The sequence below is a fragment of the Fusobacterium perfoetens genome, from assembly GCF_021531475.1.
Classification (GTDB): domain Bacteria; phylum Fusobacteriota; class Fusobacteriia; order Fusobacteriales; family Fusobacteriaceae; genus Fusobacterium_B.
This window is the reverse complement of record NZ_JADYTX010000036.1, coordinates 1-22,308: the sequence shown is the minus strand read 5'-3', so window position 1 is coordinate 22,308 and position 22,308 is coordinate 1. Positions and strand designations below refer to the sequence as shown.

Genomic DNA, 22,308 nt, shown 5'->3' with positions numbered 1-22,308 from the left:
AGAAGTCCAATAGAATATAGGAAATTTAAAGAAAAAAATGTTGATAATTAAATTGAGTACTTGACAGGGTACAGATCAATTATTAACTTTTGTGATAAGTTGTGTATCAATCTCTTCTTTTGGAAGAACCAATACTTTTTCAAGATTTTTAACTTGAATTTTTGTAAGATATTCTTTTATTTTTTCACTTTCTTTTATTTTTTCTTTTGCTACTTCTATATCTACAATCTTATAATTCCATAACTCTGCCACAAGTCCATTGACCGACATTATTCCCCAACCATAAGGGGCTTTTGTAAAATGTTCTACTAAATCTCCAAGAGTTATTGGTTTTCCAACATTTGTTGACCATTCTATTCTTCCACGAACTTCTTCCAATGCTTTTTTATTAGGATTTGAATCCATATCTCTATTTATATCAAAAAGCATTCCTTCTCCCTCATATGAATAAGATAAAAGAGTTTTTATCATACTTTCATCATAAGATCTTTTTATAAAATCAGCAGACTTAAATCTATGTTTTGCTTCTTCTTGTAGTGCTTGTTCTATAATTTTCTCTCCACTACTTCCTTTGATATCCTTTTTTTCTCCATAAATAAATACATCTGCATTTAAAATAGCTTCACTGATATATTTTGATATTCTTTTCTTTCTTTCTTGATTTTGTTTTTGTCTAGCCATTAAGATTTGCACTACAACTTCTCTTGCAGTTTCTAATGATTTTTTTTGTGTATAAGAACTAATTTTTAATGATTGTCTTATCTCATCTAAATATAAAGTATCATTTTTTGGAAGTCTTATTATAAGATTATATTCATCTCTAGCTCCATAAAGTTGAACTTTATCAAACTCATCAGAATATGGAGTAAGAATAACAAGATCAAGTTGTTCCCCTCTTTTTTGACATACGTAATCATCTATTTTTTTACTAAATCCGTATTTATTTCCATTCTCTTCTGAGATTATAGAACTTCTATTAAAAATATCATTGAAAATATAATTTGAAAGTTCTCTATAAATATCATTTATATCAACATTTTCTTGATTGATTTCTTTATTTATATCTTGTTCCTCATTTGTTAAGAAATAATATCTATCTCCATCTTTTTGAATCAAGACTTCTCTTTCTAATTTTTCCAAAGCTTTCTTTATATTATTTTGAAGAGAAATTCTATCACATTCTATTGAATCAATCATAAGACTTGTAATATTATTGATATTTGATGGCATTTCTTCTCCAAGACCTTTTAAAAGGAATAAAAGTTTTAAAACTTCAAGCTCAAAATCATTTACACCTCTTTCATTTTTTGCTATAGTAAATGGTCTTTTTGCTATATCTTCAAGAAATTGCTCAATTGATTCAAAGAAATAATTAAAAGGAACTAAAGCTCCTACACTTCTATCTTTCATTCTGATTCCAGCCTCTTGGAATGAACTAAGTAAAGATCTTTCTCCTCTAGACATATGTTGACCTGAATGTCCCATATCTCTTATTTTTTCAAAAACTTTTTGAAGTAAATTAAATTGATATCCAACAAAAGGATATGTTTCAGAAAAATCTAGTGAATCTTTATAAAGTGGAATTGTTCTTCCTTTATCTCCAAAATCTACAATATTATTAATTGTTATATAATTCTCTGAATAAAGATTTTCCAAATCTTTTACATCTATTTCTTTTTTCTTAAGAATTCTTTTTTTAATAACTTCATCAATATTTCCACTTGATAAAGAAAGCATTGTTTTAAATCTATCTTGAATTTTAGAAAAGTCGTTTCTTCTATGACCTTCTGTCGAAACTATACTTCCCAAATCTTGTTGTGATGTAACTCCAACCCATACTCTTCCTTTAAATCTTAAACCTAAAATTTCTACAAGAGTTTGAAGATTTAACATAAGATTAGAATTATCTCCTATATATTGTCCAATTTCATCAACCAAAAATACTATTCTGTGATTTGGTTCTTTAAGTTTTAAATAGTGTTCCACTTCATCAGCAAAACTTTCTGGACTAACTAATATCTTATCATCTTTTTCTATCCATCTTTCAGCTTCTTTTCCACTCATTATACCTAATTCTTCAACAGCATCTATAAAATCATCTTGATGAAAATCAAGGATTCTTTGTATATCTTTCCAACTTTTACTAGATATCTCTTCAATGGTTTTCTTAAAATCTTCTAGCTTTCCGTCTTCCCAAATTTTTCTTTCAAATTCTGCTATCTTAAGATTATTTTTTGAAAATCCAAAATGTCCATTAAAATTTTTCATAAAAGCAACAGCTATACTATCTTTATTTTGATGTGAATCTTGATCACTCACATTATCAATATTAAAAAGTATCACATCTGTTGGAACAGATGAGGCTCTTTCAAAATTTCCTTGAAGAATTGGATCATCTATCTTTTCCTTAAAAAATTCACAAACTTTTTTCCCAGAATATTCTTCATTTCTTAAAATATTTCCTATCATCTTTAAAAAATGTGATTTCCCTGATCCATAAAAACCTGAAATCCATACTCCAACATCTTCAGTAGGATTATTTAAAGATTCAACATATCTATCAAAAAATTTATTAAAATATTTTTTTAATTCTGACGTAACTACATATTCACTGATCTCTGTAAGAATTACATCTTCCTTGTTTTGCTCAGCCTTTACAACTCCATTTATCTTTCTTGTAATGTCTTTTTGAAATATATCTTTTATCATCATTTCCATAGTTATACTCCTTTAACATTTTGTTCTTTGTTTAATTATAGCATAGTTTAATCGTAAATCCAAGGAAGATTAAATTAAAAATATATTAACTTTTCTGGTGGAAAGGTAATTTTCTATTGTAAAAATATTATTACTGAAACATTTGTTTTACATATCAATTTTAACTATAAAAATTTAAACTTCTCGTAATTTATTCTTATTTTCAACTTAAAAAACTTTTAATTTTTTTACTCTTCCAAGACCAATACTTTTTCTTTTTCCCAAAGAAATGTTGCTTGGAATATTAACATTAGTATAAAATTCCCCATAAAAACAAATTATTTTTGTATCTTTTTGATAAAGTGTTTCTTGTTTAAATTCTCCTTTAACTATAAGCTGTTTATCAATCCAAATCTCTGATAGTTTTAAAAACTCTAAAATATTATTTGTAAGCTGTCTATCTAATGAAAGCTCCCCTTTTAAATATTTTTTATAATTTTCTGAATTTAAAGCAAACCAAGGAGTTTCAAATTTATATTTATAAATAAGTTCATCTTTTATCTCTATTTTAGGAAAAGATATTTTTATCTCTAGAGTGACCTCAATTTTTTCTCCATTAATATCTATAAGGTTTATCTCCTGACAATTTTCTAAAAGAAGATCAGCACCTTTATTTATTCCCCAAATCGATAACTCTCCATTCACTGTACGATATTGTATAACAGAACTATGATAATTAAAAGTTATCTCATCTAAATGATTATGAAATTCTAAAATATTTCTAAAATAATTCCCCATAAATCCTCTTAATTTTTCAGCATCTTTATTATTGAATTTTCTTTCTGTTTTAAAGAAAACTTCTACTATTTTCATAAAATATCTCCTCGCTTTATATAAAAACATTCTTCTATATTTTTTTATTTATACTTCATATTATATTGATATAAGTATAGCCTTATTTTATATATTTGTCAAAAAATTTGCCAGAACATATTTTAAACATCAAAAAAATCCACAAAATATCTAAAGTACTATTTTTTTATTATAATTTTTATGATTTTATATTACCTTATAAATTAATAAAAAAAGGTAATCTCTCACAAAAAAAGTAATTTTACTTTTGTATAACCATATTGTAAGAAAAATAGTTCATAAGGAAAGTTTATGAGTATAGAGATTATACAACTCTAAGTAATTTAACAATATTTTCAATTACCTTAGAAAAAATATCTTTAGTGATAAATGTTATTTTTGACTTAGATTTTAATGAGGAAGAAAAAACAGAATGGAAACATTTAAGTAATAAAAAAAGTTGCTACAAAATCTGTAACAACTTTTTTTATTTTTATCTTAATGTTATTGTATTGTTATCTAAATTATCTATGATTGCTAAAGAGTGAAGATTAATTCCAGCATCTCTTAATATTTTAGCTCCGTCTTGGAATCCTTTTTCTACTGCAATTCCAACACCTACAACCTCAGCTCCAGCATCTTCAACTATTTTTTTAAGACCTAAAATAGCATTTCCCATAGCTAAGAAGTCATCTACAACTAAAACTTTGTCCCCTTTATTTAAAAATTCTTTAGCAACAGTTATATTATAATCTTTATTTTTAGTAAAAGAACGAACTACTGTATTATAGCTATCTTCCATTGTTGCAGGTTTATTTTTTTTAGCAAAAACTAATGGAACTTGGAATGCGTGAGCTGTTGTTACACCGATTGCAATTCCTGAAGCTTCTATTGTTAGAACTTTATTTACTCCTAAATCTCCAAAGATTTTTTTAAATTCTTCTCCCATTGCATACATTAGATTAGGATCAATTTGATGATTTAGAAAGCTATCAACTTTTAATAAAGCAGAATTTGAAACTTTTCCTTTTTCTAATATCATTTTTTTTAACATTTCCATAATTGTTTTTCTCCTTGTTTATTCATTAATTTCTTTTGATATACTTTCTATTAAGTTTACTTTTAACTCTCTTAAATCTTTTGAAAGATTTACTTTATATTTGTGAGGGAACTCTAGTCTTTTTCTCTCTTCAGATATTCTTCCTAAACTTTCTAAATAATAGTTTCTTGAACCTACTACATCAGCAAGAACTTCATATTCATCTGTTATTTTTCCATCTTTTACATAAGTTCTAGTTATTTTTTTATAAGTATACTCTCCCTCTTTTAAAACACTATGTTTTAATGGGTCTTGCTCATCTCTTGTTTCAAAAGTTTTTCCAGCTAATATACTTTCTTTATCTTGATCTTTCTCTCTAGCTAAAGTGATAATATCTACATATGCAAAATCATTTTTATCATAAATTCTATAAACCTCTTTAAATCCTGGGTTTGATATTTTTATCAAATCTTCAGACAGTTTTATAACAGGTTTTTCATCAATCTCTACAATTTTGTAAACTCCACCAAAACAAGGATTAGATTTACTTACTGCAATTGCATCTCCTACACCAAAAATATCAACAGAGGCTTTTTGTTCTTTCAAAGATTTTATTAGATCTTCATTAAGTCCATTTGTTAAAAATATTTTTGCTTTTGTAAGTCCAGCTTCATCAAGCTCTTGTCTACATTTTTTAGAAATATAGGCTAAGTCACCTGAATCTATTCTTACTCCATAAACTCCCGGATAATTGTCATCTATTCCATTTTCTTTAAATGCTTCTATTGCATTTTTTATTCCCATTTTTAAAGTATTGTAAGTATCTATTAAAAGTATCAATGTATTTGCTTTTCTATTTCTTCTATGTTTTATAAAAGTGTCAAAGGCTTCTTTTTCTGCTTTTTTTCCAACACCAAAAGTTTGGATATAAGAGTGTGCCATTGTACCAACACTTGGAACTCCATATTTATATTCTGTCACTAAATTTGAATGTGACATGCAACCACCGATTACAGATGCTTTTGTTCCTGCAACAGCACTGTCAAATCCGTGAGCTCTTCTACTTCCAAAAGATGAAACTGCTATTGGGTGAGCAGCTCTTGTAACTCTTGAAGCTTTTGTAGCTATTGCCATTTGCATATTCATTATATTTAAAATAGGAGTTTCTAATATTTTTGCTTGAATAAGTGGAGCTTTTACAGTTATTACTGGTTCGTTAGCATAAGCTATCTCTCCCTCTCTCATGGCAAAAATATCTCCTGTGAATTTCATTTTTGAAAGATAATCTACTAAATGTTCCTCTTGAATAATTTCTGAGAAATATTTTCTTTTTTCCTCTTCACTAGTTTCATTAAGAATTTTTACTAATTCAACTACTTCATATATTCCAGAAACTACAGCTAAACCATTATCCTCTGTTTTTCTAAAATACATATCAAAAATAGCCTCTCTCTCGTGACTATTTTCAGCAACAAATATATCACTTTCTGTGTACTGATATCTATCTGAGTTTATTACTCTAGCAAAATCAGTTAATACCCTTCTTAATTCCATTTTCCCTTCCTCACAACTTTTATTTATATCTAATTTTCAGTTTTGTATGTATTAGATTTATTATAACACTAATTAAAAAAAATTTAAACTAAAAAATAATTTTTTTAATCTGATATAAACAGCATAAATAGTATAAACATTTTCTATAATTTATAATAATTTTTTCTTTTTATAAAACTAGTATTTATGTAATAAAAAGATTGGTATATCAATAAAAACTTTACAATTATTAAAAATTATAGTATAATTTATGAGTCAAAAAGCAAAAATGAAAGGAGAAAAATATGGATACCTATCCCAAACGGACAAAATTAAGAAAATTACAATTTAATATGAGTTTGTAGGGGAAAGTGTGTATTTTTTTCATCTTCCTCTACAAAGGAGGAGGACAAATGTTTATGACAAAGATAAGAGAACTTTTGGAGAAAAAAGATTTAAAAAATTTACAAGAGTTTTTAAATTCAGAGACTTCAGCTAACATTGCAGAATTTATCAAGGAGAACGAAGAGGGGGAAAAAGAAAACATTATCCTTTTCAGAATCCTTAGTAAAGAAAAAGCTGCAGAGGTTTTTGCAGAACTTGACGGAGATTTACAAATGCAAATTGTTAGTTCTATGACAGATGACAAACTTCAATCTCTTTTAGATGAATTATATTTTGATGATATGATTGACTTTATAGAGGAGATGCCCTCAAGTGTTGTAAAGAGAGTTCTGGAAAATTATAAGAATGAAAATCGTTCTTTGATTAATCAGTTTTTATCTTATGAAGAGGATTCTGCCGGAAGTTTGATGACTATTGAGTATCTTTCTTTAAAAAGTCATTGGACTGTAAGAGAAAGTCTAAATTATATCAGACAAAAAGTAAAAGATCTTGAAACAATAGACGTGGCTTATGTAAGAGATAAAAATAGAGTTCTTATTGGAGAGATAAGTCTTAAAAATCTTCTTTTATCAAAAGATGAAGATATAATCGAAGATGTTATGAATAAAAATGTTTTGTATGTGACAACTTCTACAAATCAAGAAGAGGCTATAGAACTTTTTAAAAAGTATGACTTAACAGTTCTTCCAGTTATTGATAAAGAAAAAATCTTGGTCGGAATCATAACAATTGACGATATGGTAGATGTAATTGAAGAAGAAAATACAGAGGACTTCCAAAAAATGGCTGCTATGGCTCCTAGTAAAGAGGAATATTTAGAAAGTTCTGTGTTTGAGCTTGCAAAAAATCGTTTGACTTGGCTTTTAGTTTTGATGGTTTCAGCTACTTTTACAGGAAGTATCATCAGTAAATATGAAGATATAATAGAACAAATGGTAGTTCTGGCTGCAGCAATCCCAATGCTTATGGACACAGGAGGAAATGCAGGTTCTCAATCTTCAACTCTAGTAATCAGAGGAATGGCTTTAGGAGAAATAAAATTAAAAGATTGGTTTAAAGTTGTTTGGAAAGAGTTAAGAGTGGGAATTATCGTTGCTCTTGGATTAGGGTTAGTAAACTTCTGCCGTATGAGATTTATTTTAAAACAAGATATGAAAATATCATTTTTGGTATCTTTTACTTTGGGAATAGTTGTTGTTATGGCAAAACTTGTAGGTGGAGTTCTACCACTTGGAGCTAAAAAATTAAAAATGGATCCAGCTATTATGGCAGGACCTTTGGTAACAACTATTGTAGATGCTTTGGCACTAATGATGTATTTTTATATAGCTATGTTCTTATATAAAGATGTATTAAATATCTAAACTTAAAAAAATTATATAATTAAATAATAAATTATTAATAGCTTTCTATGATAAATAAAATTTCATAGAGAGCTATTTTTTATAAAGATAAAAGAAAGAATTTACAACTCTCCCCTCCTTAGAATTTTAATTTCTTTTATTTTACAATGACATCTGAACTTTTTTTCTCCTAGATAACATATTAAATTTTTTTTGATAGGGTTCTCCTTTTTCAAAAACTTTATTTCCTTGAAACAAACACTCTACTGAATATTCTTTATTTTTTTTGATAGAATATCTAGTTAAATTAAAAGCACTCAATTTTACTCCTAACTCTTCTCTAGACTTTATGGAGATTTTTAAAATTTTCCCCAATTGATTTATCTCTAAATATATATTATAATATTAATAGGTAAACTATTTTTATTTATATTTCAAGGAGAAAAATATGGAAAGAGTTATACTCCATTACGATATGGATTGTTTTTATGCCTCTGTGGAAATTAGAGATAATCCAAAAAAATATAAAAATAAACCAATGGTTGTTGCTGGAGGAGTTGTTACTACAGCTAGCTATGAGGCTAGAAAATTTGGCATTCATTCAGCGATGAGTACTTTTGAGGCAAAAAAACTTTGTCCAAATCTTTTGGTAGTTTACCCTGATAAAGAAAAATATTTTAAAGAATCTCAAATTATTCATAACCTAGTTTTAAAACTAACTCACAAAATAGAGTTTATCGCTCTTGATGAGGGATATATTGACATCACTGATATTATCCAAAAATATTCTTCAAAAGAAAAATTTGCCAAAACTTTTAGAGAAAGAATATTTAAGCATACTGGCTTAATCTGTTCTGTTGGGATTGGGATAAATAAAATTTCTGCCAAGATAGCTAGTGATATAAATAAACCTTTTGGACAATTTATTTTTAACAATGAAAAAGAGTTTATGGAATATATGAAAGATAAAAATATTAGAAAGTTACAAGGAGTTGGAGAAAAATTTGAAAAAATCTTAAACAGAGATAATATATTTTTGGTTGGAGATGTTCATAGCTTCTCTCTTAAAGAGTTAGTTCAAAAATATGGCAAATCAAGAGGAGAACTTTTATACCTTTATAGCAGAGGGATTGACCACAGCCCAGTTGATTATGACAAACCCACTCATTCTGTGGGAGCAGAAAATACATATTCCTTTTCACTAAGTTCTGATGAAGAAATTAGTAAAAAATTGGAAGAGGTTTTTGATGTAGCATACAAACGTCTAAAATCTAAAAATTGTCTTACAAAAACTATCTCCATAAAAATAAAATATAGTGATAGACATACTATCAACAAAGCGAAAACTTTTTCCATCGCCACAGACAATAAAGAAAATCTTTTTGAATATGTACAGGAAATTTTCAGTGAAATAGAAGAGAAAGATGAGATTAAACTTTTAGGTATCTCTTTTAGAAATCTTATAGAATTTTCCTCAAGACAACTTTCTTTTAAATTGTAAAAATGAGGTATTATATTTTTTAATATAACCACCTCATTTTATTTTATATTATTTAATTTCTTCTAAACTCTCTAAGTATAAATCTTTTTTATCTTGATAACTTTTATAAGTAAGTTCCATTATTTTTAGTTGCTGTTCACTTATTTTTCCAACAACTTTAGCTGGATTTCCTTTTATAAAACTTCCTTCTTCAATCTTACCGATTTTTGAAGTAACCAAAGATTCTGAAGATATAAAACAATTTTTAGGAATAATAACATCATCTGTTATTGTCGATCCCATTCCAATTAAAGAATTATCTCCTATTTTACAACCGTGGATTATACAGTTGTGCCCAATAGTGACGTTCTCTCCAAAAACAACTTCATTATTTGGCTCTCCATGAATAGTTGACCCTTCTTGAACATTAGATCCTTTTCCTATTTTTATTTTTAAAACATCTCCTCTTAATACTGCCCCATACCAGATAGATACATCATCATCTAACTCTACATTTCCAATAACTCTAGCAGTATCAGCAATAAAAACTCTCTCTCCAATTTTTGGTATATAATTTCCTAACTTAAATAACATAACTCTCCTTTATTTTGACATCTCTTTAGATTTTTTTTCACAAGCTTCCATAGCTTTTATTAAAGCACTTCTAAATCCATATTCTTCTAATTTTTTTACAGCTTCAATAGTTGTTCCTTTTGGAGAACAAACCATATCTTTTAATTCTCCAGGGTGCATACCTGTTTCAAGTACCATTTTTGCAGAACCAAGAACTGCTTGAGCTGCAAATTTATAAGCTCTTTTTCTATCAAGTCCAGATGCAACAGCAGCATCTCCCATAGCTTCTATCATCATAAATACATAAGCTGGAGAAGAACCACTTACAGCTATAACTCCATCAATTAATTTTTCACTCACAACTTCTGTTTTTCCAAAAGAATTTAAGATAACTAATACTTCATCAAGCTCTTCTTTACTAATAAATTCATTTGGCATAACAGCAGACATACTTTCTTTGACTAAAGCTGGAGTGTTTGGCATAATTCTAACAATCTTTAAGTCTTTACCAAATAAAGCTCTTGATTTTTCAAGTTTTACACCAGCAGCAATAGTTATAATAATAACATCTTTTTTTACATAATCTTTTATCTCTTCAATAACTGTTGGATACATATCGGGTTTAACTGATAAGAATAATATATCTGATTCATTGGCAACTAATACATTTGAATTACAAGTTTTAGCTCCTAATTCTTCGTGAACTTTTTTTAATCTTTCATCAGATGCGTCAGAAAAAATTATATTTTCTTTTGCTACTAATCCAGAAGAAATTATTCCTCCACCAATAGCATATCCCATATTTCCTGCTCCGATAAATCCTATTGTTTTTTCCATAATTAATCTATCTCCTTTACTGAAAAAATCTGATTTTTAATTTAATCATTTAATAACTTGGAGTTTTGCTCCCTAAATATTATATCATTTTTTTCTAAAATCCAAAAATAATATTTTATTTTTTTAATCGATTGAGGAAAATTAATAGAATAATAACAGAATTTTTTTATTTTTAAATATTTTTTTCTTAATATAGACATCAAATCTTTATTTTTTTATGAATTTTAAAAAATAATATGTTAATATTTGTTTATCGGACTAAATATTTAAAACTGTTTTTATTCAATTTACTTTTATTGTTTTATATGATATAATAAATTCTGATTAAATAATTTCTATGGAGTTGACTTATTATGAATAAAAAGAACTTTTTTCCTATTTTTGTAAATTTAGATGATAAAAATATATTGATAATTGGAGCTGGTAAGGTAGCTTTTAGAAAAATCTCTACACTTTTGGAAACTGGTGCGTATATAACAGTTTTTGCCAAACAAATAAAAGAAAAAGAGATTACAAAACTTTTATTTGATAAACCTAATATCCAACTCATAATGAAAGAGATTGAGGAAAAATCTTTAGATGAAATTATCACAAATAAATATATTTTAGTTATTGCTGGAACTGATGATAAAGAACTTAACTCAGCCATTGTTAAATGTTGTAATAAAAAAAATATTTTAGTAAATAATATAACTTCTACTGATGATATGAGCACAAGATTTTGCACTATCATAGATGAAAAAGATTATTCAATAGGAATATCTGCCAAAGGAGATCCTAAAAAATCCATTGTCTTAAAAGAAAAAATATCCGATTTTCTTAAAAATAAAAGGTGATATAAATGGGTCTGGATCTTAGTAAAGGTAATCTAGGAAAAATAATTTTAAGATATGGTTTGCCTTCTATTGCAACAATGTGGATATTTGCTCTCTATACAATAGTTGATGGATTTTTCATCGGTAAATTTTTGGGAGCTAATGAACTAGCTGCTGTAAATATTGTTATGCCATATGTTAATCTTTCTTTCGCTCTTGGAATAATGATAGCTATCGGTGGAGCTACCATTATATCAATAAGTCTTGGTGAGAAAAATTTTGAAAAAGCTCATAGAGTTTATAGTCTATCTTTAGAACTTTTTATGATTTTAGGAGGATTTTTAGGAACCATCGGGATTTTTTTTCCTCATAAAATAGTAGAAATTTTAGGAGCTAACGAGATAATTTTAGCTGATGCTACAACTTATCTTTTTTATCTATCATTTTTTACGGTATTTTATCTTCTGTCCTATGGACTAGAAATATTTGTAAGAGTTGATGGAAACACTCTTTACTCTTTGGTCTGTATAATAATTGGAGCTTTATTAAATATAATTTTAGATTATCTATTTATAATAAAATTCAATATGGGAATTATAGGAGCTGGACTTGCAACAGGAATTGCTCAATTTGGAACTGCCGCATCACTTGGATATTATCTACTTCTTAAATCTACCAAACTAAGATTTTCTTTTGTAAAAATAGATATTCCACAGACTCTAAAAATATTATATAACGGTTCTTCGGAATTTCTTACAGAGATAGCCACTGGAATAGTTATTATGGCTTTTAATATCAATATCATAAATATTGTTGGCGAAAAAGGTGTATCAGCTTTTGGGATAATAAGTTATATATCTACTCTTGTCACAATGACAATGATAGGTTTTTCCCAAGGATTACAACCTGTTATAAGTTATAACTTTGGCGCTAAAAATTTTAAAAGAATTAAAAAGGTGATGAAAATAAGTTCCATAACAGTTACAATTCTTGGAATTTTATTTTTTTTAGTCTGTAATATTTTTGTAAAAGAAATTATCTCCATATTTATAAAAGACGATAAGATTTTATTTGAAGTAACTAAAAACGCAATTAATCTATATAGTTTTACTTATGTTTTAATGGGAATAAATATAATAATCAGTGCTTATTTTACAGCTATTGAAGACGCTTTTATCTCAGCTGTTTTAAGTGTTCTGAGAGGAATGATATTTGTAAATATTTTACTTTTTACCCTACCAAAATTTTTAGGAATAAATGGAATTTGGCTTACATCTCCTATTAATGAATTTTTATCAATGATTGTATCAATTGGAGTATTTTTAACCTTGGGAGTAAAAAAAATTCGTCAAACCCCTTGACACAATACTTAACCTATTGTATAATTAGGCTATAAGGATAATAAATAAAAAATTGTAAAACTTCAGGGCAGGGTGAAATTCCCGATCGGAGGTAAAGTCCTCAAGTGCTTAGGCATTGACTTGGTGAGATTCCAAGACCGACAGTTAGAGTCTGGATGGAAGAAGGTTACAAAGTGTTTTTAGATTATATTAGCAAGGCTCTTAGGCTTTAGCAGATTTATTATATAGTTTATTTATATACTTTGTTATAAATGCCCGAAAGTTATTTCGGGCTTTCTTTTTTCCCTGTAAGTTACAAAATAACAGGAGGAAATAATGAGAGTATTAGAAGGAAATTTTGACGGAAAAGGATTAAAAGTAGGAATAGTTGCAGGAAGATTTAATGAATTTATAACTTCAAAACTAATCGGTGGAGCAGAAGACGCTCTTAGAAGACACGGAGTTAATGATGATGATATCACTTTAGCTTGGGTTCCAGGAGCATTTGAAATTCCAGTTGTTGTACAAAAAATGGCTGAATCTGGAAAATATGACGCTGTTATCGCTTTAGGTGCTGTTATAAAAGGAGCTACTCCACACTTTGACTATGTGTGTGCTGAAGTTTCAAAAGGTTGTGCAACAATATCTTTAAAAACTAATATCCCTGTAATGTTTGGTGTACTTACTACAAACTCTATCGAAGAGGCTATCGAAAGAGCTGGTACAAAAGCTGGAAATAAAGGATTTGACGTTGCAAATGGTGCTATCGAAATGTGTAATCTTTTAAAGGGGATGTAATACAAATGGATAAAAAATATATGGAATTGGCTTTAGAACTAGCTTTAAAAGGAAAGGGCAAAGTTAATCCAAATCCATTGGTGGGGGCTGTTGTGGTAAAAGATGACAAAATAATCGGTCAAGGTTATCACAAATTTTTTGGAGGTCCTCACGCTGAAGTATACGCCCTTGATGAAGCTGGAGAGAATGCCCAAGGTGCTACTTTATATGTAACTCTTGAACCTTGTTCACATTTTGGTAAAACTCCACCTTGTGTTGAGAAAATAAAAAAAATGAAAATAAAAAAATGTGTTGTGGCTTGTCTTGATCCAAATCCTTTGGTAGCTGGTCGTGGAATAAAAATTCTTAAAGAGGCTGGTATTGAAGTAGAAGTTGGACTTTGCAGAGATAAAGCTCTTGAAGTTAATAAAGTTTTCTTTAAATATATTCAAGATAAAAAACCATTTTTATTTTTAAAATGTGCTATCACTTTAGATGGTAAAATTGCCACATCTTTCGGAGATTCAAAATGGATAACTAATGAAAATTCTCGTGAAAAAGTGCAACACTTGAGAAATGATTATATGGGAATTATGATAGGAGTTAATACTTTATTAAAAGATAATCCTAGACTTACAGCTCGTATAGAAAATGGAAGAAATCCTTTTAGAATAGTTGTAGACCCACATTTTAAAACTCCAGTTGATAGTAATTTTGCAAATTTTGATGATAATAAAAGCATCATTGTTACATCTGAAAATATTTTAAAAGATATAGAACTTAATGAAAAATATAAAAAGTTCATTGATAAAGGAATAAGATTTATATTTTTAGCTGGTGAAGATTTTAAAATTGATGAAATACTTGATAAGATTGGAGAGTTAAAAATAGATTCTGTTCTTTTAGAAGGTGGTTCGTATCTAATATCTAAAGCTTTTAAAGAAGATAGAATAGATGGTGGAGAAATATTTATAGCTCCTAAAATCTTAGGTGGTGGACTTTCATTTATAGATGGGTTTAATTTTAAAGAGATTAAAGATTGTTTTCATTTAGAAAATGTAAAATATAATATAATTAATGATAATATATCAGTTGAATTTTTTAAAAATATAAACCTTAAGGTAGGTGATTAATATTTTTACTGGTTTAGTTGAGGAAATGGGTAAAGTTCTTTCTATTACTAGTGGAGATAAATCAGTTCAATTAAAGATCCAATGTAAAAAAGTTCTTGAAAATGCAAAACTTGGAGACAGTATTGCAACTAACGGAACTTGTCTTACAGCTATTGAGATCGGTTCAGACTATTTTGTGGCTGATTGTATGCACGAAACTATAAAAAGAACTAATCTTAAAAGATTAAAATCTGGTGCAATAGTAAATCTTGAAAAATCTATAACTCTAGCTACTCCTCTTGGAGGACATTTAGTTACTGGAGATGTGGATTGCGAAGGAAGAATTATTTCAATAGAAAAAGATGGAATTGCAAAAATCTATATTATAGAAATTGAGCCAAGATTTATGAAATACATAGTTGAAAAAGGTAGAGTTAGTATTGATGGAGCTAGTCTTTCAATAGTTGGATATAAAGATAATACACTTTCTGTATCTTTAATCCCTCATACTCAAGAGATGATAACTCTTGGAAGAAAAAAAACAGGGGATTATGTAAACATTGAAACAGATTTAATAGGAAAATATATAGAAAGACTTTTAAATTTTAATAATAATGAAAAAGAGGAAAAATCTAAAATAGATATGAATTTTTTAGCAAAACATGGATTTTTCTAAAAATTCAAGGAGGATACAAGATGTTTAATACAATAGAAGAGGCTCTTCAAGATTTAAGAGATGGAAAAATAATTGTTGTTGTTGATGATGAAAATAGAGAAAACGAAGGAGATGTAATTTGTGCTGCTGAGTTTGCTACACTTGAAAATGTAAACTTTATGGCAACTTATGCAAAAGGGCTTATCTGTATGCCTATGTCTGATGAATATATAAAAAAATTAGACTTACCTCAAATGGTAGTAAATAATACTGATAACCATTGTACAGCTTTTACAGTTTCTATTGACCACATTGATACAACAACAGGAATATCAGCTTACGAACGTGGACTTACTGCAAGAAAACTTGTAGAAGATGGAGCAAAACCTAGCGATTTTAGAAGACCTGGACATATGTTCCCATTAAGAGCTAAAGAAAAAGGTGTTCTTGAAAGAGATGGACATACTGAGGCTACTGTCGATTTAATGAAACTTGCTGGACTTAAAGAAGTTGGACTTTGTTGTGAAATAATGAAAGAAGATGGAATGATGTCTAGACTTGACGATTTATTAGCTTTCACAAAAGAACATAACTTAAAAATAGTTTCAATAGAACAACTTATTCATTACAGAAAAGTTCACGATGAACTTGTTAAAGTAGAGTGTTCTGCAAAACTTCCTACTGATTCCGGAACTTTTGAACTTGTTGGATTTGATAATCAACTTGATGGTAAAGAGCATATCGCTATCGTTAAAGGTGAGGTAGCTGGTAAAGAAAATGTACTAGTAAGAATTCACTCAGAATGTTTTACTGGAGATATATTAGGTTCTTATAGATGTGATTGTGGTTCTCAACTTAAAAAAGCTATGAGAACTATCGAAGATAAAGGTGAAGGAATCGTTCTATATCTAAGACAAGAAGGAAGAGGAATTGGACTTATTAATAAGATAAAAGCTTACAAACTTCAAGATAGTGGACTTGATACAGTAGATGCAAATCTTGCTTTAGGATTTGGAGAAGATGAAAGAGATTATGCTGTAGCTGCTCAAATGTTAAAAGCTCTTGGAGTAAAATCTGTAGTTCTTATGACTAACAATCCTGCTAAAATAGAAGGACTTGAAAACTATGGTATGAAAGTTGTAAAAAGAGCTGAAATAGAAATAAAGCCAAATGAAGTTAATGAAAAATATTTAAGAACTAAATTTGAAAGAATGGGACATAAACTTCATTTTGATTGCTGTGTAGAAAATAAATAATTTAAATTTAAAGGTATATTGATTAGAGAGATTAATTCTTGATAAAGAGTTAATCTCTTTTTTATTTTTTACTCTACTTTAAATTTTTTTAACAAATGGCTAACAAATAAAATTATAATCTAAATAATTATACGGCTTTCTATTAATTAAAAGGTAACGAAACGTTACCTTTGAGATTGTTTTAATTTCTTATTTTTACTGATATTAAATTTTAGTTTGCTGCCTATTTGCTGCCTTTAATTTTTATTTCACAAGCAAATTAGAGATTTAGAACAAAAATAAAATTATCTCTACTTTTTTTATTTTTTGAGTAGATACTCTTTTATTATTCTTAAGTCATCATGGATCTCTTTTTGTTGTTCAAAAATTGTCTTGGTTCTTTCATCAAGTATTGCTTCTATTCTACTTCTTTCTTTTAATAAAATTTCTTGTTGTTTACTGCAATCATTTATATCCATTTTCTTTTCTAATTGTTTCATTAGATATTTATGATAAGCTGCTAAAACTCCAGCAATAACTGAAAAAATTTTAAAATATATGTCAAAATTTTCCATTAATCCCCCTTAGTTGTAATATCTTCAAGTTGTGTTTGATTAAATACTGCGTCGTAAAGCTTATCATCTACCTTGGAATCAGTCCTTTTTACAAGCTCACCAAGAAATATAATAACGACTTTTTCTAAAGCCACTGAGGTTAAATATTTGAGTATCATTCTTTTTAAAAAAGCTAAAACAAAAGTCATCATATCACTCTCCAATATATTCAAAATGAGGCAGGTCCTTAAATTTTTCCCAATCTCCACCCCACTCAACATTATATTTTTTCATTAAAATTCTTCCAGCTCTAGCCACCTCTTTATAGTACTTTTCTTCCCAAGTAATTTTATTGTTAATTAAAATTGCTATATCCCCAGCATGTCCAAGTCCATCAGATTTAGTTTGGTGGTTGGATTTTAATTTATACCCATCACAATTCGTAACAATTTTTCCGGGCACGGTTCTGCCTTGTTGGTAAAGTTTATTTTGTTCTTCAGCAGTTCTTATTCCTTGAGTAATAGAGAAATCATACGGAGAAATTTTAATCAGCTCTCTAAAAAAATTCTGTAAATTTGGATGTAAGTATTGTAACTTTTTTTCACTGTTTCTTGAAAATTTAAACATATGGAGTACCCCCTTTCTTTTTGTTATAAATATAATAAAAAAGAGCCTTTGCAGGCTCTTAAAATTATTTTTTGCAACTTGTAATTCATTTATTGCTTAGTTTTAAATACAGTTATCTTATATTTATCAAGGTGTTTTATAGCTGTTTCTTTGAAAAAATTAATATTTTTTGTAAAATCAGCTTTCATTGCTTTCAATTCTCTTTCAGCTTCATACACACATTGAGTCCATACAAACCCTGTATCCTGTAACTTTCTTAAATCCTCAAGTGTCATAAAAACAGAATTGTTTTCATCGTCAAAAGCCCATTCAATGCTTGGTATCTCTGAATTTCTTATTAATGCTTGGATTGCAGTAGATAAAAGAGTATCATCTTTTCCCACTCTAAGTTTTTGATGATATGTTTTTCCATCTGAATGCAAATATCTGAAAGGACCTTCTAATACTTTTGGCTTCCAACTATTTATTCTATTAAACCATTCTGTTTTTTGTTCTTCTTCTGTTGCTGATTCTTTCCAGATATGAAGTTCTTTATCCCATACTTTTTTCAATAAATTTTCTGGTGCAGGAACAGTTATAATTTTCCCATCAGCTACATATTCACCATCTTGCAGCAATTCAATTTCACCTTCAAGGATTCTTTCTTCTCTAGTTTTATTTCTAAGTTCTCCTGAGTAATCTATGCAAGGATAATCATACTTTTCAGAAGATACAACCATATTTTTTTTATTAAATCCTGGATAACAACCTTGAGGATTAGTTTTGAACTCCTCTAAAGTATAATTTAATGTATCTAATAACTTAATTTCAGATACATTTTTTTGATAAATATAAGTTAAATTTGACATTTTTTATGCCTCCTTTTTTGTTGAAATTTATTAATTTTTTAACTTTAAAATTTACACAGATTTTTAAAACTACAACTATTCTTAATGATAAAAATGTAAAAAATAGCTTTTTTTATTAAATAACTTCTATAAAATATCTGATTATTTTAATAAAAATCAATATTTTTTAATGATTATTTGTAAATTTTATAATGAGTTTTAAAAATCTATGTATTGTTACATATGTTATAGACCTGCTAAGTTACGAATTTGTAACAAAGTATTTCTCATTTCCGTTAATTTCTTTTTCTTCATATAATGCTCTCTTGTTACAGCTACATTTTTATGATGTCCTAATGCTGCTGCAACTGATTCTGACTGTTGTCCAGTAATATTTAATATTGATTTTCTAATAGAATGAGGATAAAAATCCTCAATCCCAACTATCTTCCCAATTGCTCTTATCCTACTTCTAATAGTTTCTTTTGACATATGATTAACTTTTTTATTATAAGTGGTTGTGAATAAATATTCATTGTCTATTCCTTTTTCATTTCTTTCTTTTAACCATTTTTTTAATAATAATTTTGTTTCTTCAAAAAAGATTACTGGTTCAATGTATCTTTCTTTTAACCTTACATTATTAAATAACATTTCTTCTAAGTCTAATTGTTCTAACCTTAGTCCATGAATTTCACTTATTCTAGCTCCTGAATCTAAAAATAAATTAAATAGTAATAAATCCTGAGTATCAAATTTCTTATTATTTCTCATTACATAATTTATTTCCCATATCTGACTAGCTGTAAGAAAATATGAATTTCTTCTTTTATCTCCTTGAGTAATTTTAAGTTTTTCTATATAGATAAATGGATTGACTTTTATCAATCTTCTCTTTAAGCACCAGTCAAAAAAGGTACTGCAAGCTGTCCTTTTCTTATTTACTGTAACCCTACTATTTCCTTTACTAAAACAATAACTACAATATCTTTCCCATATGTCTGTAAATTGTTTTTGTGTATCTTGGGATAAAATATACCTGTTTCCCTCGTGTTCTTTTAAATATCTAAAAAACAACTTCATATTATCAAAATATGTTTTGTAAGTTGTTTGTACTGTATCTTGAGATTTGATAATACAACTCTGTAAATACTTCACATAAATTTCAATATTTTTTTCTGATATTCCTAATTTTTTTCCAGTAATTGCTGTTGTAACTTCATATTTTTTCATATATAACCTCCTAAATTGATTTAAGAAAATTATAGCATATGAAGTTTTTCTCTTAAGCAATTAGTTAGAAAATTAAAATACTTATTTTTATTATAATCTTTTAGGAATAATTATAGTTGTACTAATAGTTTTAGTATTTAAAAGAGATTCATTAAAGTTAATAGCAGTTTTATGTATTGAAAAAAAACCAATTTCCCATGAATTATTTCTATCGCAAACAATAGTAGATACATAACCTGAAACATTAATTTCTTTATCTAGCATAAAATTTTTTCTATTAACAAGAATTCTATTTTTAATAACAATAAAATACATTGTCTCTGATTCATATATTATAGCAACTTCATTTTCATCATATAATTTAATTGTATTCAGATTGCTTAGTAAGCAATCTATATAATTTTAAAGAAACTGTAGTTCATAATTCTAAATATAATTTTGACGTTCATTGCTATGAAATAAACAATCATATATTGATATGTAGTTTTAAAGGAGGGGGAGTTGTTATTCCAAGTTTAACTGACGTCCTTATTAAAGTACCCTCTGGTTATAAGAATATGACTGGAGTTGTTTCTGGGAATTTTGGAGATAACAAACCTTTAGAATATTTCTCCAATGGAAATCTTTTCATAAGCTCGTCTGAAGGCGAATTAACTTATAAATTTTTTGGACAATTAGTAACTTTTAAATAACAATTACTTTTAATTATTTTTTAGAGCGTAAAGTTCTACTGTAAAAAAATATTGATTAGGACTAATAGCACTATAATCTTGATATTGATTTTCATAATATACTTTTCCTCTAGTTAAAAACAAAGTATTGTTTGATATTGAAAAGTTAGCAGCAATTATACCACTTGCAGAACTTATTCCTATAGAGCTTATCTCTTTAGTGTCCTGGAAGATTTCAGCCTCTGAGCCATATCTAACATTTTCTTTGTTAAATATTAGCCTTAAATAAAAACATTTATAAGTTTTGAAATCTAATGAAATAGGTTTATCAAGAGTATGTTTTCCATAAAAAACTTTATTCAGATTGCTTAAAAAGTTTAAATTATTCTTTTATATTTGAGAGGACTTAATGCTGAATCATTCCAAGAGTCTATCAAATAAGTATAATTATCAAAAGAACAAAGAGCCTTGACTCCTAAATTACCAAAATATAATATAGTAAACTCGTGAGGCTCCCTGATCGGTAAAAAAGATAGATCTTCAATAGTATCTATATTTATATACATAACTTTATGTAATATATTTTGCTCTTTAGCTTCTTTGAGGTAATCTATTAACATGCTATACTTTTTTGTTATTAGATGATTCGAGTATTCGCTGTTTATCATTTTACTACAATAATCATTCAGATTGCTTAATCTGTCAGAACTTGACTTATTACTAATATCTACAAAATATGTTGTTGAATTTGCAACATAATCTTCTGGAGTCGTTTTTATACATTCAAACATTCCTACTTTATTTCTATCAAAATAAATTTTTCCTTGTGTCTTAACACCTTTATCATTTAAAAATAGTAAATTCTTATCAAAATTAAGACCACTGTTATTTTCTAACAAATCATAAATCTCTTTTGCGTCTGTTATTGTTGTAGGAAGATTTCCTTTATTTAATTTATTATCGGCTGTGTCTTGTACAGCTTTTATTTTATCCTCTATTTTCTTTGCTGTATCATATTCAGAAGAAACATTCCCTTTATTTAATTTTTCATCATTAGAGCTAGATAACTCTTCCATTTTATTATCTATTTTGTCATAATTCTCTGATATATGTTTTTCCACATCTACATAATCATTTTTTTCTGGTTTTAGTAATTTTAAAAAATTAGTTAAAATTGGCATTATATCACTCCCTTACTTCTTATTTCTTCCCAAGTATTTACTTTTAAGCTATCCCATGTTTTGACTTTAAGTTCTCCCCAAGTTCTGTATCTAAATTTAATATCAAATGTTAAATGAACTGGTTTATTTACATTTACCATTTTCTTAAAGTTATCTAAATTTGGTGGAGTTCCTATTATACTAGTAAACTGTATTGTAAAATGATATTTAGAAAAATCTTCAAATATCTCAATTTCTCCATTTGTAAATATTTTTGCTTGTTCTTTTAAAAATTTAGGAGTAAAAAATCCATGTGAATTAAAAGTATATATTAGTCTATCTACCCTATCTTCTAAGCTCCAAGTAGGTTCATAAGATAACTCAAACCATTTTTCCCATTCATCTATATTTGTTTTATCTGCGAGGGTCATAATACAACTTTCTACTTCTAAAAATTCTTTATGTGATCTGTACCCTGTCAAGTACTCAATTTAATTATCAACATTTTTTTCTTTAAATTTCCTATATTCTATTGGACTTCTA

General features: G+C 27.6%; 23 protein-coding genes and 1 riboswitch. Of the genes, 9 read left to right on the top strand and 14 right to left on the bottom strand.

Annotated elements, in window-relative coordinates:
* Positions 1-75: 75 nt before the first annotated feature.
* The 4 genes from brxC to I6E15_RS08230 all read right to left on the bottom strand — a co-directional run bounded on the left by brxC (position 76) and on the right by I6E15_RS08230 (position 6,142).
* Entirely contained in the window at positions 76-2,718 is a 2,643-nt protein-coding gene (gene brxC / locus I6E15_RS08245) for a BREX system P-loop protein BrxC (protein WP_235247345.1), read from the bottom strand.
* A gap of 207 nt (positions 2,719-2,925) precedes the next feature.
* A complete protein-coding gene (locus I6E15_RS08240; RefSeq protein ID WP_235247344.1) occupies positions 2,926-3,570 on the bottom strand; it encodes a CRISPR-associated endonuclease Cas6 in 645 nt (214 codons plus the stop codon).
* Between the two features lie 472 nt (positions 3,571-4,042).
* A complete protein-coding gene (locus I6E15_RS08235; protein ID WP_177160121.1) occupies positions 4,043-4,609 on the bottom strand; it encodes a xanthine phosphoribosyltransferase in 567 nt (188 codons plus the stop codon).
* Positions 4,610-4,627: 18 nt separating this feature from the next.
* Positions 4,628-6,142 (bottom strand): nicotinate phosphoribosyltransferase, encoded by a 1,515-nt coding sequence (locus tag I6E15_RS08230; protein WP_235247343.1) that lies wholly within the window; start codon positions 6,140-6,142, stop codon positions 4,628-4,630.
* A gap of 398 nt (positions 6,143-6,540) precedes the next feature.
* Here I6E15_RS08230 and mgtE point away from each other — a divergent pair, with 398 nt between their 5' ends.
* Positions 6,541-7,890 (top strand): magnesium transporter, encoded by a 1,350-nt coding sequence (gene mgtE, locus I6E15_RS08225; protein WP_235247342.1) that lies wholly within the window; start codon positions 6,541-6,543, stop codon positions 7,888-7,890.
* A 141-nt stretch (positions 7,891-8,031) separates the two neighbouring features.
* Here the strand turns inward: mgtE and I6E15_RS10315 are convergent, their stop codons facing one another.
* The gene (locus I6E15_RS10315) at positions 8,032-8,244 is read right to left on the bottom strand and encodes a DarT1-associated NADAR antitoxin family protein (protein WP_414146517.1); all 213 of its coding nucleotides are present in this window, start codon (positions 8,242-8,244) and stop codon (positions 8,032-8,034) included.
* A gap of 73 nt (positions 8,245-8,317) precedes the next feature.
* On the opposite strand from I6E15_RS10315, the gene dinB reads away from it, so the two are divergent.
* Positions 8,318-9,370 carry a DNA polymerase IV gene (dinB, locus tag I6E15_RS08220; RefSeq protein WP_235247341.1) on the top strand — a complete coding sequence of 351 codons (1,053 nt, stop codon included), beginning with the start codon at positions 8,318-8,320 and terminating at the stop codon, positions 9,368-9,370.
* A 48-nt stretch (positions 9,371-9,418) separates the two neighbouring features.
* On the opposite strand, the gene I6E15_RS08215 is transcribed toward dinB, so the two are convergent.
* Both I6E15_RS08215 and proC read right to left on the bottom strand, forming a co-directional pair.
* A complete protein-coding gene (locus tag I6E15_RS08215; RefSeq protein WP_235247340.1) occupies positions 9,419-9,943 on the bottom strand; it encodes a gamma carbonic anhydrase family protein in 525 nt (174 codons plus the stop codon).
* Between the two features lie 9 nt (positions 9,944-9,952).
* On the bottom strand, positions 9,953-10,759 hold the full coding sequence (gene proC / locus I6E15_RS08210) for a pyrroline-5-carboxylate reductase (RefSeq protein WP_235247339.1): 807 nt from the start codon (positions 10,757-10,759) through the stop codon (positions 9,953-9,955).
* Between the two features lie 353 nt (positions 10,760-11,112).
* On the opposite strand from proC, the gene I6E15_RS08205 reads away from it, so the two are divergent.
* The 6 genes from I6E15_RS08205 (at position 11,113) to I6E15_RS08180 (ending at position 16,714) form a co-directional block, all read left to right on the top strand.
* On the top strand, positions 11,113-11,595 hold the full coding sequence (locus tag I6E15_RS08205) for a precorrin-2 dehydrogenase/sirohydrochlorin ferrochelatase family protein (protein ID WP_268827955.1): 483 nt from the start codon (positions 11,113-11,115) through the stop codon (positions 11,593-11,595).
* Positions 11,596-11,600: 5 nt separating this feature from the next.
* On the top strand, positions 11,601-12,935 hold the full coding sequence (locus I6E15_RS08200) for an MATE family efflux transporter (RefSeq protein ID WP_235247338.1): 1,335 nt from the start codon (positions 11,601-11,603) through the stop codon (positions 12,933-12,935).
* A gap of 54 nt (positions 12,936-12,989) precedes the next feature.
* Positions 12,990-13,106, top strand: a riboswitch (FMN riboswitch).
* A gap of 144 nt (positions 13,107-13,250) precedes the next feature.
* The gene (ribE, locus tag I6E15_RS08195) at positions 13,251-13,712 is read left to right on the top strand and encodes a 6,7-dimethyl-8-ribityllumazine synthase (RefSeq protein ID WP_177161566.1); all 462 of its coding nucleotides are present in this window, start codon (positions 13,251-13,253) and stop codon (positions 13,710-13,712) included.
* 5 nt (positions 13,713-13,717) lie between these two features.
* Entirely contained in the window at positions 13,718-14,824 is a 1,107-nt protein-coding gene (gene ribD / locus I6E15_RS08190) for a bifunctional diaminohydroxyphosphoribosylaminopyrimidine deaminase/5-amino-6-(5-phosphoribosylamino)uracil reductase RibD (protein WP_235247337.1), read from the top strand.
* A 1-nt stretch (position 14,825) separates the two neighbouring features.
* Positions 14,826-15,479 (top strand): riboflavin synthase, encoded by a 654-nt coding sequence (gene ribE, locus I6E15_RS08185; RefSeq protein ID WP_235247346.1) that lies wholly within the window; start codon positions 14,826-14,828, stop codon positions 15,477-15,479.
* Between the two features lie 20 nt (positions 15,480-15,499).
* Positions 15,500-16,714, top strand: coding sequence for a bifunctional 3,4-dihydroxy-2-butanone-4-phosphate synthase/GTP cyclohydrolase II (locus I6E15_RS08180; RefSeq protein ID WP_235247336.1), 1,215 nt, complete (start codon positions 15,500-15,502; stop codon positions 16,712-16,714).
* Positions 16,715-17,013: 299 nt separating this feature from the next.
* Here the strand turns inward: I6E15_RS08180 and I6E15_RS08175 are convergent, their stop codons facing one another.
* The 5 genes from I6E15_RS08175 to I6E15_RS08155 all read right to left on the bottom strand — a co-directional run bounded on the left by I6E15_RS08175 (position 17,014) and on the right by I6E15_RS08155 (position 19,934).
* Entirely contained in the window at positions 17,014-17,268 is a 255-nt protein-coding gene (locus I6E15_RS08175) for a hypothetical protein (protein WP_235247335.1), read from the bottom strand.
* On the bottom strand, positions 17,268-17,459 hold the full coding sequence (locus I6E15_RS08170) for a hypothetical protein (protein WP_235247334.1): 192 nt from the start codon (positions 17,457-17,459) through the stop codon (positions 17,268-17,270). The genes I6E15_RS08175 and I6E15_RS08170 overlap by 1 nt, the downstream gene beginning before the upstream one ends.
* Before the next feature lies 1 nt (position 17,460).
* A complete protein-coding gene (locus tag I6E15_RS08165) occupies positions 17,461-17,874 on the bottom strand; it encodes a M15 family metallopeptidase (RefSeq protein WP_235247333.1) in 414 nt (137 codons plus the stop codon).
* 89 nt (positions 17,875-17,963) lie between these two features.
* Positions 17,964-18,722 (bottom strand): hypothetical protein, encoded by a 759-nt coding sequence (locus tag I6E15_RS08160; RefSeq protein WP_235247332.1) that lies wholly within the window; start codon positions 18,720-18,722, stop codon positions 17,964-17,966.
* A gap of 225 nt (positions 18,723-18,947) precedes the next feature.
* A complete protein-coding gene (locus I6E15_RS08155) occupies positions 18,948-19,934 on the bottom strand; it encodes a tyrosine-type recombinase/integrase (protein WP_235247331.1) in 987 nt (328 codons plus the stop codon).
* 365 nt (positions 19,935-20,299) lie between these two features.
* On the opposite strand from I6E15_RS08155, the gene I6E15_RS08150 reads away from it, so the two are divergent.
* Positions 20,300-20,626, top strand: a complete 327-nt coding sequence (locus tag I6E15_RS08150; protein WP_235247330.1) for a hypothetical protein — start codon at positions 20,300-20,302, stop codon at positions 20,624-20,626.
* 356 nt (positions 20,627-20,982) lie between these two features.
* On the opposite strand, the gene I6E15_RS08145 is transcribed toward I6E15_RS08150, so the two are convergent.
* Together I6E15_RS08145 and I6E15_RS08140 are read right to left on the bottom strand one after the other, a co-directional pair.
* Positions 20,983-21,786 carry a hypothetical protein gene (locus I6E15_RS08145; protein ID WP_235247329.1) on the bottom strand — a complete coding sequence of 268 codons (804 nt, stop codon included), beginning with the start codon at positions 21,784-21,786 and terminating at the stop codon, positions 20,983-20,985.
* Positions 21,786-22,247, bottom strand: a complete 462-nt coding sequence (locus I6E15_RS08140) for a YmfQ family protein (protein WP_235247328.1) — start codon at positions 22,245-22,247, stop codon at positions 21,786-21,788. The genes I6E15_RS08145 and I6E15_RS08140 overlap by 1 nt, the downstream gene beginning before the upstream one ends.
* Positions 22,248-22,308 lie beyond the last annotated feature (61 nt).